Origin of the sequence: Chryseobacterium sp. B21-037, from assembly GCF_028570785.1 — a bacterium.
GTDB classification, from domain to species: Bacteria; Bacteroidota; Bacteroidia; order Flavobacteriales; family Weeksellaceae; genus Chryseobacterium; species Chryseobacterium proteolyticum.
This window is the reverse complement of record NZ_JALGCB010000001.1, coordinates 3,727,090-3,741,581: the sequence shown is the minus strand read 5'-3', so window position 1 is coordinate 3,741,581 and position 14,492 is coordinate 3,727,090. Positions and strand designations below refer to the sequence as shown.

Here is a 14,492-nt window from a genome sequence, read left to right as displayed (position 1 = left end):
AATTTAAAATTTTGTTTTAAAATACAATTTGCAAACTTCAGTAAATCAATTAGATAACAAATTTACTACTGATTGACTGGTGCTCATGAACCATCTTCATAACATCTGCAAATAATGGGGCGCAAGATAGCACTTTTATTTTAGATGACAAATTATTTTTAACAGGAATTGAGTCAGTTACAATAACTTCCAGCAATTTAGAGTTCTCAATATTCTCATAAGCCTTTCCTGAAAGCACTCCATGAGTAGCCATTGCTCTAACTGTTTTTGCTCCTTTCTCTATTAAGATATCAGCAGCTTTGCAAAGCGTTCCTGCTGTATCAATCATGTCATCAATAAGAATAACGTTTTTACCATCTACATCCCCGATAAGGAACATTTCCTCTACAACATTAGCTTTCTTTCTCTCTTTGTAAGCAATTACTACTTCAGCACCCAGGTGTCCGGCATAGTTTTTAGCTCTTTTTGCCCCACCCATATCCGGTGAAGCGATGGTAAGATTATCCAGATTCAGGTCTCTGATATAATCTACAAAAATAGTTGACGCATACAAGTGATCCACAGGAATTTCAAAGAATCCCTGAATCTGATCCGCATGCAGATCCATGGTCATAATTCTGGTCGCTCCCGCAGCAGTTAAAAGATTAGCAGCCAACTTAGCACCTATAGGAGCTCTTGGCTTATCTTTTCTATCCTGTCTTGCAAGTCCGAAATAAGGAAGTACAACAGTAATACTTTTCGCAGAAGCCCTTTTTGCAGCGTCAATCATTAGAAGAAGCTCTAATAGATTATCCGCGGGAGGGAATGTAGATCCAATCAGGAAAACCCTACCTCCTCTTACTGATTCGTCTAAAACAGGTTCGAATTCCCCGTCACTAAACTCCTGGAAGTTTATTTTTCCTAATCCCTGCCCATAATGCTGAGCAATTTTTTCTGCCAAGTCCTTACTTGTCCTTGTACTAAATAGATAACTTAACTGATCGGCCATTTTTACTTTTTAAGATTTTGCAAATTTAAAAAAAAACCACAAGAATTAGTCTTGTGGTTTCTAAGTTTTTGTTTCCTTTATATTTTAAGGGAATCTTACTCCTGAATAATTATTCGCATTTACCTGTGGTAAAGAAGAATTATACTTTGCATTAATTGATTTAATAAATTCATTCGCAACAATAGCATAACCTCTTCCTGTCAGGTGAACTCCATCAAGAGAAAAAGCTCCACCCGTTACAAACTTCGCAGTATATCTTACCCCGTCAAATGAAATTCCGGATTGGCTATTAAGTTCAACCATCTTTTTGTTGGCATCTACAAAAGCGTATCCTTTAGCATCTGCTGCTGCTTTAATCGTTACGTTATAAGCATCAATGGTTGTGTTTACATCAGTAACTTCTGTTGCCGTCAATACATATTTATCAGCAAACGGATAAGCAATTCCTTTTGCACCAAGGCTAGCGGGAACCCCTGGAGGCAATGTTTGAAGTGTTCCAATCTCAGCTTTAGAAGTTAAAGGAACCAAATCTCCTGCTTTCGCCTGTCTTGCTTGTCCATAAGTAGCTCCTAAATATGTTGCTAAAGCAATCAGGGTTGGATTTCCGGATGCTAAAGCAGCACCTGTAATCTGAGCACCTAGATTAGGAAGGCTTTCGTCTACTATAAGCAATGGATTAGCTTCGGTTTTAGACAAAGGCTTTATTCTTCCAGCACCTCCTACTGCAGCCAAAATCTGACTCAATGGCCCGTATAAGTTTGTATTTAAATTATCTATTGTTGCATTTCCTACAGTAACATTACCTCCACCTAGAACAGAAGCTGTTAAAGGGTTATAAGGAACAGTTGTTAAGGAAGGAATAGAAGTAACGCTAGGAATATTTGCGATAACACCTTTAGCATTTGTAGAGGCAATCTCATTAATTAATGCATTATAATATTGTGTAAATTGTGCCGGTGGTGTAAGGGTTTCAACCGTAGCATCTCCACCTGCAAGAGCATATAACAACGCATCATTATTTCCTATCCATAATGAAAAGAAAGTAGGCTTCTGTGCTTTAAAATCAGCAATTACAGATGTTGTAGGACTTGATGCAAATCTTACAAAATACGGATTAGCTGTTTTAGTAGCAATTCCTTGAATGTTACCATATCCAGGAGCCAGCAAATGAGCCACTTTTGCTCCCGGAACTCCCATGTTATTGAAAGGACCCGTCAAAATGGTATTTACAAGTGCTGTTGCTGTATTATTATTCGCATTTTTAATATCAGGAGAACCATTTACAAAACCACTAATGAATAATTTTGTATTGGCAATCTGAACAGGACCGGCTAAGGTATTTAACAGCAATCCACCATTATTATCCGGCATTAACGGTTGTTTGAAATCTCCTCCTCCGACAAGTTTCATTTGCTGAGCTATCATAGAAGGATAAGATTCATTTTGTCCATCTGAATAAAGAGCTCCATCTCTATAGCCTGATGTTAATGAATTACCCAATGCTACATATTTAGAAAAGTCTGCATTCCCTTTCGATACCTGGATATCTTTAACATCCGTATCAAAATCATTTTCGCAGCTCGTTGTAAATAAAAGCGCAGAGACAGCGATTGTAGAAATTATAATTTTTTTCATAGTCTTTCAATTAAAAAGGATTATAAGATAAACCTAGACCAAAATAAAACGCCCTGGCTTTTGCCTGTCCGTAGAATCCAAGATTCGCATTATTAACGTCTCTTGCCTGAGGCATTGCATATCCTCCAGCAATATCAACTCCAAATTGTTTCAACTTAAAGCCTACCCCTCCTGTTACTACATAAGTATTAAATGAAGGTGTTTCAGCTATAAAATTGTTGTCAGAATAAGGAGATTCATCATAATAAGCTCCCAAACGTCCAAAAATCATATCGCTAAATGCATATTGCGTTCCTAACCTGAAGGTTTTTGAGTTTCTGAAGTTTTTTGGAGCAACAAGCACCGTAGGATCTGCTTGGTTTCCAATAGGAGCATTGGCAAAATCCAATGTCAGTTTACTGTATCTTTCCCATCCATGATAGTTAAAATCAGCAGAAACCAACCATTTTGGTGTAATCTTATAGGTTAAACCTATTGTATATTCTTCCACTAAAGGAAGCGTTGCAGAGAAACCATCTTGTCCGTTCGCTCCTAATCCTAATAATGAGTAGATAGACTGTGATGGAAATTTAAATGTTGCTGTTCCATTCTTCGCTTTCATATCAACCGGAGAACGGTATGCAATACTAACATCCAGTTTTTCTTCAGGTCTGAAATAGAAACCAAACCCGTATCCATGTCCACTTGCTTTCTCATCATTAATATTTACCTCACCTCCAAATTGAGTAATTGCTTTATCCCAGTCTACTTTTCCTCTTGCATATATATAACTCGCTCCAAAAGCTAACCACGGGGCCAGTTTTACTGAAACCATTGGCTGGAAGTAGAAACTTTTTAATTCTAATTTCTGAACCATTTCTCTTCCTTCCCAATCATTTGGCCATTGGATCGTACTACCAAAAGGTGTTGAAAAGCTGAAACCTACTGATAAATTTTCCAGCGGTTTATAAGCAATAGCCGCATAAATAGGTGTTCCAAGAGGATTATCAGTTTCTGTACTTTGTAAAGTATTTAAATTCTGAAAAGTAACTTTATTACTTGCTCCAAATCCTCCGGCAACTATACTCAGTTTAGAAGGAATGAATGACATACCCGCAGGGTTAAAGAATGCCACACTTGCATCTTCAGCATGAGCACTAGTATGTGCCATTGCCAATTGCTTTACCCCTTGCAAAGAAACCCTGAAGCCTCCAGCGTAAGATAAAACACCCGCCAATAAAGCAGTTGATACTAATATTTTTTTCATAGACTATTATTATATAACCCAAATATAAAATTATTTTGCATAGGTCTGTTAATATTTCTTAATATTTTAAACATTATACGAAAAGAAAATTATGTTTAAAATAACACTTTAGGAAAAATTCACCATAAAAGCATATATACTAGTACATTGGTAAAATTCGGTGATAAAAAAGTGTTTTTTGTTTAATATCAAACAATGATGTTGACGAATATTTGAATTTTTTAGAATTACATAAAGATAAAAATATATAAATTTGCAAGATTAAATAATAGTTATATGAGTTGTGGATGTAAAACATCCGGCGATTCTGCGCATTCTTGCGGACCCAAGAAATCCGCGAATGGTTGTGAAAATGTAAATACCTGTGGTAATAGTTATAAATTAAGTGTTTTCGACTGGCTATCTAACATCAATAATCCCGCATCTAACAGGTGTGATTTTGTAGAAGTTAGATTTAAAAATGACAGAAAATCGTTTTATAAAAATGTAAATAATGTTCCATTACATATAGGTAGTGTAGTCACCGTAGAATCTAGTCCCGGACACGATGTTGGTGTGGTAAGTCTCACCGGCGAATTAGTGAAAATTCAGATGAAAAAGAAAAAATTTTCTGAAGAAAACTCACTAAAAATATACAGATTAGCCAATCAAAAAGATATTGAAGTTTGGCAGGAAGCTAGAAAAAAAGAAGACAGCGTAAAGATCCAGGCAAGAAAGATTGCCCATAATCTGGGGCTTGAAATGAAAGTTACTGATGTAGAGTATCAGGGAGATGCCTCTAAGGTAACATTCTATTATACTGCAGATAATCGTATCGATTTCAGACAGTTAATAAAAGAATACGCCTCTACATTCCGAACAAAAATCGACATGAAACAGATCGGTTTCAGACAGGAAGCCGCAAAAATCGGAGGAATCGGGTCTTGTGGAAGAGAACTTTGCTGTTCGACATGGCTTACCGACTTCAGATCTGTAAATACCAACGTTGCGAGATATCAGCAATTAAGTATCAACCCGCAAAAACTTGCCGGGCAATGTGGTAAACTAAAGTGTTGTCTAAATTATGAATTAGACAGTTATCTTGATGCATTAAGTAATTTCCCTTCTTCGTCAACAACATTGGATACAGAAAAAGGAAGAGCTTTCTGTATTAAAATTGACGTTTTCAAGAAGAAAATGTGGTTTGCCTATGTGGATAGCTCTGTAGCATGGTATGATTTTGATATTGACCTTGTAAAACAGTTCATTTCTAAAAATAAAAGAGGAGAAAAAATACTCCCTCTTGAAGAACTTAAACAACCGGATATCCCGTTGCATAGCATTGATCTGATTCAGGAGAATAATGTGGATCGATTCGAAAAGAAAAATAAAGGATTCAACAAAAACAGAAACCAGAATCACAATAACCAGAACAGGCAAAACAACAATCAGGGACAAAGGAAAAATAAACCGGAGAGATCTGAAAAACCAGACCATACCAATTCTAATCATAACCCCAAACAGCCAAGGCCTCAGCAGCCAAAAGCTCAATTGGAGAAAGTAGAAGCGAGTAATTCCGGTCAGGAGAAAAAGCCTCAACAAAATCCAAACAAGAAAAAATTTAAAAAAAAATTTCCTCCAAAAAAAGATAACAATGCATAAAGTTTTAGGATTTTTATCCCTTATTCTTTTCTTGAGCTGTAATTCTCCGGGAGAACATGTCACGATGAATTCCATTGATAGTAAATGGAATAAGAAAAGTGAGCAGAAATTTAATCTTGAGATTTCGGATCCACAGAATCCTAAAAATATTATATTTGTTGTAAGAAACAATAACGATTATCCTTATAGCAATATAAGGTTTATCGTTAATTTCACCAATCTTCAAAACAAGAAAAAGGAGACGGATACGTTGAATTATATTCTTACAAAACCAAATGGAGAATGGCTTGGAACAGGTTTTGGAGACACGAAGGAAACGCTTTTCCAGTATAAATTAAATTACAGGTTTCCACAAAAAGGAAAATATGAAATTGGATTAATACAAGCGATGAGAAATGATTTCCTTCCGGGGATTGAAGATATTGGAGTAAAAATAGAAACGGCTAAACCGTAATCATAAATGGAAGAAAACAAAAAAAACACAGGAAGTAAGGGAAAGACGTTTCCGCTTCCTCCCAAAAAAAATAATAAAAATACCTCCTGGAAAAAGTGGGTTAGATTTATTTGGCTTGGACTCATTGTAGTTGTTTTGGGAATTTCAGGAACTTTCTTTGCTGTTTCACAAGGTTTTCTTGGTGAAATGCCGGATGTTGAAGAACTGGAAAACCCTGACATTTATGTTGCTTCTCAGATTTTTTCTGCAGATGGTGTTCTTTTAGGCAAATTTGAAAAAGAAAAAACCCAACCTATTACCTATAAGGATCTTCCTCCTTTTCTTGTGTATGCACTACAAGCTAAAGAGGATGAGCGTTTTAAAGAACACTCCGGAATTGATCTACAATCAATTGCCAGAGCAGTTGTTTATGGAGGTGGCAGAGGAGGTGGCTCCACCATTACCCAGCAGCTTGCAAAGCTACTCTTCACAGGGGGAGCTTCACAAAACAAGTTAGCAAGGGCTTTCCAAAAGCTAAAAGAATGGGTTGTGGCAGTAAGCCTTGAAAGAAGATATACCAAAGAAGAAATTGTAACGCTTTATTTCAACAAGTTTGACTTTTTATACAATGCAAACGGAATTGAAATGGCTTCAAAAATCTATTTTAACAAAAGCACCAATCAGCTTACATTACCTGAAGCAGCAATGTTTGTTGCCATGCTGGAAAATCCGGTAAAAAACAATCCTATGCGTAATGAGACAAGAGCGAAGGCAAGAAGAGATGTTGTTTTGGAGCAGATGCAGAAAACAGGTTATATTGATGAGGATACTTACAACAAAGCGGTAGCAACGCCTATTACTTTAGACTATCATCCGATCAAAAACATCAATGATGACTACTCTGCTTACTATAAGTTTTATCTGAAAAAAGAGATCGATAGTTATCTTAAAGATCACGAAAAAGAAACCGGTAAAAAATTAAACCTTTATAAAGACGGACTTAAAATATATGTTACGCTTGACTCTAAAATGCAAAAATATGCGGAAGAGGCAATTAAAGAACATTTGACAGACCTTCAAAAAAGATTTGATGCAGAACAAAGAGGCAGAAAAAACAGACCTTTTTATTACTTAACGGATAAGCAAATCAACAGTGTAATGGTTCAGGCTATGAAAAGAACGGGACGTTACAAATTGCTTAAGGCAGCCGGAGTATCTGAAGATTCAATCCTTATGGAATTCCATAAACCGATAAAAACATCACGTTTTACATGGAATGGAGAAGAAGAAGTTGAAATGTCTCCTTGGGACTCTATCAGATATCATAAGCAGATCGCTCAGGCAGGTTTGATGTCTATGGTTCCTGGAACCGGTGAGATTAAAGCATGGGTTGGAGGAATCGACTGGCAGCATTTCCAGTACGACCATATCAAACAAGGTAAAAGACAGGTTGGATCCACATTCAAACCTTTCGTATATGCAACTGCTATCATGAAGCTTGGAATGACACCTTGTTCAGCTGTTTCAAACGGAACCTACGACCATAATGGATGGCATGTTCCCGGCAGAGGCGGAATGCTGACGTTAAAAGATGCTTTAGCGCACTCTCAAAACCCAGTTGCAGCACGTCTCATAGAAATGACCGGAGTAGATGCTGTAATACAGACTGCAAGAGATCTAGGAGTAACTGAGGAAATTCCAAGAAACAATACAATTGCATTAGGTTCATCTGACATCACGATTTATGAAATGCTTGGTGCTTACAGTACTTTCGCCAACTATGGTAACTATAATAAACCTGAAATGATCTGGAGGATAGAAGATGCCAACAGCAGGGTTATCAAAGAAGTAAATGTAGATCCAAAAGAGGTAATGAATCCTCGTTATGCCTACACCATGATTGAATTGATGAAAGGAGTAGCCCAATTTGGTACCGCTTCCGGAGAACTTTCAAGAAGGGGCATCTCAAAAGCGGTGGAAATTGCTGCCAAAACCGGTACTACACAGAACAACTCCGATGGTTGGTTTATGGGAATAACTCCTAAGCTAGCAACAGGTGCCTGGGTAGGATGGGAAGACAGAGCAACTCACTTCTTTGGAACAGGTGAAGGACAAGGAGCAAGAATGGCATTGCCGATCTGGGCGATATTTATGAAAAAAGTCTGGGCAGATAAAAGTTTAGGCATTACTCCAGATGATAAGTTTGTGAAACCATCAGATTGGAAAGACGGATGTTCGGATCTCAAAGGATTGAGTGGAGGTTATGGTGATGAGGGAGGACTTCAGACAATCGATCAAATTAAAAATCCTAGGCCTGTAGATCCTACACCAAAAAGCAATACAACGAAGAAAGAAGAGAACGTCAATGAAAACCTCAATAAGAGCGAAGAAATTGATTTTAATAAATAAATTCTCTTTTACAAATACACGAGACCTTTCAATCTGTTTGAAAGGTCTTTTTTTATTGTTGTATCTTTGATTCATGAATATTAAAGAGATCAAACAGCCTTTTATAAAGAAGTTTCCCGGAGACTTTTCAGGAAATCCAATGCAGAGAGCAACGCCTAAAGTTTTGTTCTCAACGGTTAGTCCTGCCGGGTTTGACAATCCGGAATTAATTATTTTCAATGAAAAACTTTCTGAAGAAATCGGCCTAGGAAAGTTTGAAGAGAACGACCTGGATTTTCTTGTTGGAAATAATTTACCTCCTAATATTCAACCTTACGCGACAGCATATGCCGGGCATCAATTTGGAAACTGGGCCGGACAACTTGGAGACGGGAGAGCTATACTCGCTGGGGAAATAATCAATGACTCCGGGAAAAAAAGTGAAATTCAATGGAAGGGTCCTGGAGCCACTCCATATTCAAGACATGCAGATGGAAGAGCTGTATTAAGGTCTTCAGTCAGGGAATACCTGATGAGTGAGGCTATGTATCACCTTGGTGTTCCGACTACAAGGGCATTAAGCCTATGTTTTACAGGAGAAGATGTCATAAGAGATATGATGTACAACGGGAATCCTCAAAAAGAAAAAGGAGCGATAATTATCAGGACTGCGGAAAGCTTTCTACGGTTTGGACATTACGAGCTCATTTCTGCTCAGGCAGAATACAAAACCTTACAGGATCTCGGTGACTTTACTATTCTCAATTATTTTCCTGAAATCACTTCATCGGATTCTGAAAAATATAAAGATTTCTTTAAAAGCATCTGCACAAGAACGGCTGATCTGATGACAGAATGGTTCAGAGTGGGTTTTGTACATGGAGTTATGAATACAGATAATATGTCTGTGCTTGGGCTTACCATTGACTATGGTCCATACTCTATGATGGATGAGTATGATCTGAATTTCACTCCCAATACCACCGATTTGCCAGGAAGAAGATATGCATTCGGAAAGCAGGGGCAAATCTCACAATGGAATTTATGGCAGTTGGCAAATGCGCTTCATCCATTAATTAAGGATGAAAAATTTTTAGAAAATACCCTCAATAATTATGGTAATTATTTCTGGGAAGCTCACGACAAAATGCTTTGCCGAAAATTCGGATTCGATCAGCTATTAGATGGTGACGAAGAGTTTTTCAGCAACTGGCAGGGATTGATGCAGGAATTAGAATTTGATCACACCTTGTTTTTTAATCAGTTGGAAAAACTCAAAGAGGGAGATGACCTGAAAGAGTTGTTTGAAAATGTATCTTATACCTTCCTAAATGATGATCTTTTGAATAAGCTTAAACACTTTATTCAAAAATACAAAGAAAGAATTTCAAAAAATAAAATTACAAAGGAAGCCTCTCTCAACCTGATGCAAAAAGCTAATCCAAAATTCATCCTTAGAAATTATCTTTTGTACCAATGCATTGAAGAAATTAATGAAGGGAAGAAAGATTTATTAAAAAAATTAATACATGCCCTCGAAAATCCTTATCAGGAAATTTATCCTGAATTTTCCGTAAAAAGGCCTGTTGATTATGATGATATTTCCGGATGTTCCACGCTGTCTTGCAGTTCGTAAGTTCATAATAATAAATAAGATACGTGATATCTATTAAAAAATTGCTTAATTTTGAGTATAACTATAAAATTACATTATGAAAAAGACTTTACTATCTTTAATATTATTAACAAGCGTGATGGGGACTGCTCAAACCGTCTTGTTAGATGAAGGCTTCGAATCTTACACGAATTTTGCCATTACAAATATCGGAAGTTGGCTGACTTTAGATTTAGACGGTAGAAATACTTACACAGGAGGTGGGCCTGTAGTAGGAGGCAGTACCGTACCAACCTGGACTGCTAATTGGACAAATGCCGGTGGTGCTATGGCATTTCAGATTTTTAACCTTTCAGCAAGTAATGCCACAAACAATCTGACTTCAGTACCAGGAGTGGATGAAGAAATAAGAAATTTCACTCCACATGGTGGACAAAAAACAGCTGTATCCTGGGCTGCAGTGCCGGCTGCTGGTGTAAATGCAAATAACGACTGGCTTATTTCTCCAGCTGTAACATTAGGAGCAGGTGGCAATCAGTTAAGCCTTTGGGTAAAAGCTCTATCTCCTGCCTTTACAGAAAACTATAAAATAGGAGTATATGTCGGTAACGGTACACCTACGTCAGCTGCGAACTTTACAATAATATCTGGCGCAACCCCATTAACAGCTCCTTATGCGGCATGGCAGCAAGTTACGCAAAGTTTGGATGCTTATAGTGGTCAAACAATCAGGATTGGTATCCAATATATGTCCTCAGATCAATATATGTTTATGTTAGATGACGTTAAAATTACTACAGGCACTCTTTCAACATCCGAAAATTCTGCCAAAGTTAGAACAGGCATCTATCCCAACCCTACAAAAGGAGAAGTTGAAATCAGAACAGACAAAAAAATAAAGTCAATATCTGTTTTTGATGTTTCAGGAAAATCAGTTTTAAAAACGGCTTCGGTAAAAGCAGATCTTTCTTCACTCCCTAAAGGAAATTATTTGATGCAGATCGAATTTAACGATGGGACATCATCCTCAGAAAAAGTCATCAAAGAATAAATGATTTTTACACATAGAAACAAAACTCACCGGAATTGGTGAGTTTTTTTATTTTACTTTTGCAAAAACTTTAAACAGGTGAATTTCAAAACGAAACTAATCCATTTTTTTAAACTCATATTTCCTTCTTCGCTCACTGAGCTATGGGTCTTTCTTTTCTTTCTTTCTCTGTATGGAATACTGGGATCTTACATTGCCATTAATTACACCATCATTTTTGATAACAGAATACCCTGGGATGCTTATTTCAGTTTTGACAATCGTTCAATTGTGATGACCGGTGGTAGTTTCGAAAGACATCCTTTATCCTACTACTTTTTTAACTGGATAAGAGAGTTTGCTTTTCTAATCTCGAACGGAAAAACGGATGTTACCTTTAGGTTAGTTCTGGCATGGTTTAGCATAACCACGGTAAGTCTAGCTATATTACAAGTATTTAAATATTTAAAAAACATCATCAGAATACCATTGATGATCAACCTTATTATTATTCTTTTTTTCGGGCTTTTCTCAACAAGCATCCTGCTTTCTTTCACTCCGGAAAACTTTACTTATACATTTTTTCTTCTTTGTCTTTATAACCATTATGCGGCCATTAAACTAAAAAAAGAAGAGAAAATATCTGGTCTGGCTCTTGTTTTCGCTGGAGTTTCCGTGGCAGGACTTACTATTACCAACATTTTTAAGGTTTTCATTCCTGTCTTATTCGAAAAAGACCTGTTTACAAAATGGAAGAAATTTGGAAATGCTGCACTAAGAGTTGTAATTACTTGTATTTGCTTTATACTGCTATACCTAAACCGGATAGACTTTAAATATAAAAATATCTTCAATAAGACGAACGAACAATATGAAAAGTTCTCTAATGTAAAGTCTACACCAACCTGGGACATGATTCTTTCGTATTTTTTTGGTGGCAATATTCTTTTTTCCAATTTTATCATTCGTGATAAACATAATATGAAAGGCTTTCATTTCAAAGGTCTTATTATGGATGTTTATTCTTCGTGGGTTGCTTACTTATTTATTGCCCTTTTATTGAGTCTTATATTTTGGAGTTATTTCAGAAATTTCAAAAATAAACTGGTACAAGTTGTAATGATCTCTTTTGTTGTAGATATTGTTATCCACTGCATTATGAGATTCGGATTACATACGTCTTACATCTATGGCGGTCACTTTGTTTTTGTCTATCCGATACTTCTAGGCTGGTTGTTCTACTCTTATCGGTCTTCTCCGAAAGCACTCTCATTCCTGACACTTACATTGGGAATATTATTGGTTTATCTGGGAGTTAATAACTACCTCAGGATGACAGAGTTTTTCTGGTTCTTAGATTCTTATTATCAATAAAAAAGCTGAGAAGATTTTCTTCTCAGCTTTTATTTTTTTATCATATAGCTTATATTATTTAGCCTCTGCACAAAATATTCTGTACTGTACTGCAACAGCAGATTTAAAGTATTCTCTGATCTTAGAAAGGTCTGAAGAAGCACTTTGTTTCGTGAAATAACTTCCTGCTAAAATCTTATAATTAGGTCTCAAAGACGCATCGGTTTCCACCTTTAGATTAGGAAATCTTTTTCTGAAATACGATTTGATCTCATTCGCTTCATCGTTACTTTTCACAGTTGTAATCTGAATTTTATACCCTAAAATTCTTGGGTTTTTTCTACAGATTTCCGCATTGGTCAATTCCCTATTCGGAACATATATTTTTGTAGGTCTGGTGTAAGTTTCGTCACTACTATCCCGGGGTGTTGTAGTGGTTACAACTCTTGAACATTTGTCTTCGAGACTCTCTAAAGCATCTTTTACCTTAGGATCCATTGACATTACTAGTTCGGTTCCGGACAATGTATCCTTCTTTACAACCTGCTGGGCTTCAATCTCATAAAATCCAAAAAAGGATAGTACCGACAATATTTTGATTAAATTTTTCATTTAAACTTGTTTGCGCAAATTTATACAAATTAAAAAATTATACCAAACTGAGTTATTTAGAATCAATACAAATTAAACGTAAATGATATTTTCCCCTTTCTATATGCCGTTAAATTCCTGTTAAAAATATTATTTTTGCGGGATTGATTGAATGTTCAATATTTTACTAACATAAGATAATTTAAATGATTAGTTGGAGAAAGCATTATAAACAAACGTTGATCGCAATAGGCTTATTGCTATCAACCAGTGCTTCATTTTACGGGCAAGACGGCGATCCTAAAAACGGTGAGAAACTTTTCAAAGCGAATTGTACTGCATGTCACGCTCTGGATAAACAAGTGATAGGACCTCCTTTGAAAGGAGTTGTAGAACGAGTAAAGACAGAGGGTGGTGTAGACAGAGATTGGCTTCACAAGTGGATCAAGGACAACAAAGCTCTGAGAGCTTCTGGAGACAAATACGCCAATGAGATTTTTGAAAAATATAATAAAACTGAGATGCTTCAGTTTCCTAATCTTACAGAGAAGGATATCGATGACATCTTAGCTTTTACAACTAATCCTCCGGCTCCGGAAGAGAAAAAACCGGAAGCGGGAGCAGCCACTGCAACAGATGCTACCGCAACTGCAGCAACCGACAAAACAACAACAAACGTTGTTATCATTTCACTTTTAGCAATTGCAGCCTTACTGGTATGGATCTTACTTAAACTAAGACAATTAGTTAAATTAGGACAGTCAGAAGACTTAGCAGGGCTTAATGAAACGAGAGTTCGTTCATTCAGTGAAATCTATAAAAAATACCACTATATAGGTAAAGGAGCTTTGGTTATTTTAGCGATCCTTGCAACCTATGGAATCTGGAACTGGTTAATGTGGATCGGTGTTTACAAAGGATACAAGCCTGAACAACCTATCTACTTCTCTCACAAAATTCACGCTGGAGAACAAAAAATTGACTGTCAGCTATGTCACTCAAGTGCTAAATATGGTAAAGTTTCTGAAATTCCTTCTATGAACGTTTGTATGAACTGTCACAGAACAATTTCCGAATACAATGCAGATCACTATATGGAGCCAGGAAAAGACAAAGCGTTCTATGACGGTGAAATCCAAAAGATTTATCAGCATACAGGTTGGGATCCTGCAAAACAACAGTATACAGGAAAAACTGAACCAGTAGAATGGACAAGAATCCACAACATGCCGGATTTCGTGTACTTCAATCACTCTCAGCACGTTGTAGCGGGTGAGCAGGCAATCATCAATTCTTTCAACAAAAAGAATCCGAATAACAAAATCGATGTTGTTTGTAAAGCTTGTCACGGAAAAATAGACACAATGAATGTTGTTCAGATGGCTAATGACTTCACTATGGGATGGTGTATCGAGTGTCACAGAACTACTGAGGTTGATATGAACAACGGTTATAATAAAGAATACTTCAAGAATCTACATGACAAGTTGAAAAAACAATACCCTAAAGATGGTGGTAAGATTACTGTAGATGCAATTGGAGGTCTTGAGTGTGGTAAATGTCATTATTAAT

Annotated in this window: 11 protein-coding genes; 7 read left to right on the top strand and 4 right to left on the bottom strand. The window is 36.6% G+C overall.

Features of this window, described 5'->3' with window-relative positions:
- Positions 1-49: 49 nt before the first annotated feature.
- From MTQ00_RS16745 to MTQ00_RS16735, 3 genes are all read right to left on the bottom strand, one after another.
- On the bottom strand, positions 50-988 hold the full coding sequence (locus MTQ00_RS16745; protein ID WP_172282042.1) for a ribose-phosphate pyrophosphokinase: 939 nt from the start codon (positions 986-988) through the stop codon (positions 50-52).
- An 84-nt stretch (positions 989-1,072) separates the two neighbouring features.
- Positions 1,073-2,623 (bottom strand): G-D-S-L family lipolytic protein, encoded by a 1,551-nt coding sequence (locus MTQ00_RS16740; protein WP_273650367.1) that lies wholly within the window; start codon positions 2,621-2,623, stop codon positions 1,073-1,075.
- Positions 2,624-2,633: 10 nt separating this feature from the next.
- Positions 2,634-3,869 (bottom strand): OmpP1/FadL family transporter, encoded by a 1,236-nt coding sequence (locus tag MTQ00_RS16735; RefSeq protein ID WP_172282038.1) that lies wholly within the window; start codon positions 3,867-3,869, stop codon positions 2,634-2,636.
- 276 nt (positions 3,870-4,145) lie between these two features.
- Between MTQ00_RS16735 and MTQ00_RS16730 the strand changes: the two genes are divergently transcribed.
- The 6 genes from MTQ00_RS16730 (at position 4,146) to MTQ00_RS16705 (ending at position 12,350) form a co-directional block, all read left to right on the top strand.
- Positions 4,146-5,510: a PSP1 domain-containing protein gene (locus MTQ00_RS16730; protein WP_273650366.1), complete on the top strand. Its 1,365-nt coding sequence runs from the start codon at positions 4,146-4,148 to the stop codon at positions 5,508-5,510.
- Positions 5,503-5,964, top strand: a complete 462-nt coding sequence (locus MTQ00_RS16725; protein WP_273650365.1) for a gliding motility lipoprotein GldH — start codon at positions 5,503-5,505, stop codon at positions 5,962-5,964. Before MTQ00_RS16730 ends, MTQ00_RS16725 begins: the two co-directional genes overlap by 8 nt.
- A 6-nt stretch (positions 5,965-5,970) precedes the next feature.
- Positions 5,971-8,352, top strand: a complete 2,382-nt coding sequence (locus MTQ00_RS16720; protein WP_273650364.1) for a transglycosylase domain-containing protein — start codon at positions 5,971-5,973, stop codon at positions 8,350-8,352.
- A 73-nt stretch (positions 8,353-8,425) separates the two neighbouring features.
- A complete protein-coding gene (locus MTQ00_RS16715; protein ID WP_273650363.1) occupies positions 8,426-9,967 on the top strand; it encodes a protein adenylyltransferase SelO in 1,542 nt (513 codons plus the stop codon).
- Positions 9,968-10,043: 76 nt separating this feature from the next.
- Complete coding sequence (locus MTQ00_RS16710; RefSeq protein WP_273650362.1) at positions 10,044-10,997, top strand: T9SS-dependent choice-of-anchor J family protein; 954 nt, start codon at positions 10,044-10,046, stop codon at positions 10,995-10,997.
- 78 nt (positions 10,998-11,075) lie between these two features.
- Positions 11,076-12,350, top strand: a complete 1,275-nt coding sequence (locus tag MTQ00_RS16705; RefSeq protein WP_273650361.1) for a DUF6080 domain-containing protein — start codon at positions 11,076-11,078, stop codon at positions 12,348-12,350.
- 54 nt (positions 12,351-12,404) lie between these two features.
- Here the strand turns inward: MTQ00_RS16705 and MTQ00_RS16700 are convergent, their stop codons facing one another.
- Complete coding sequence (locus MTQ00_RS16700; RefSeq protein ID WP_172282024.1) at positions 12,405-12,941, bottom strand: SPOR domain-containing protein; 537 nt, start codon at positions 12,939-12,941, stop codon at positions 12,405-12,407.
- Positions 12,942-13,126: 185 nt separating this feature from the next.
- Between MTQ00_RS16700 and MTQ00_RS16695 the strand changes: the two genes are divergently transcribed.
- Positions 13,127-14,491 (top strand): c-type cytochrome, encoded by a 1,365-nt coding sequence (locus MTQ00_RS16695; RefSeq protein WP_172282022.1) that lies wholly within the window; start codon positions 13,127-13,129, stop codon positions 14,489-14,491.
- Position 14,492 lies beyond the last annotated feature (1 nt).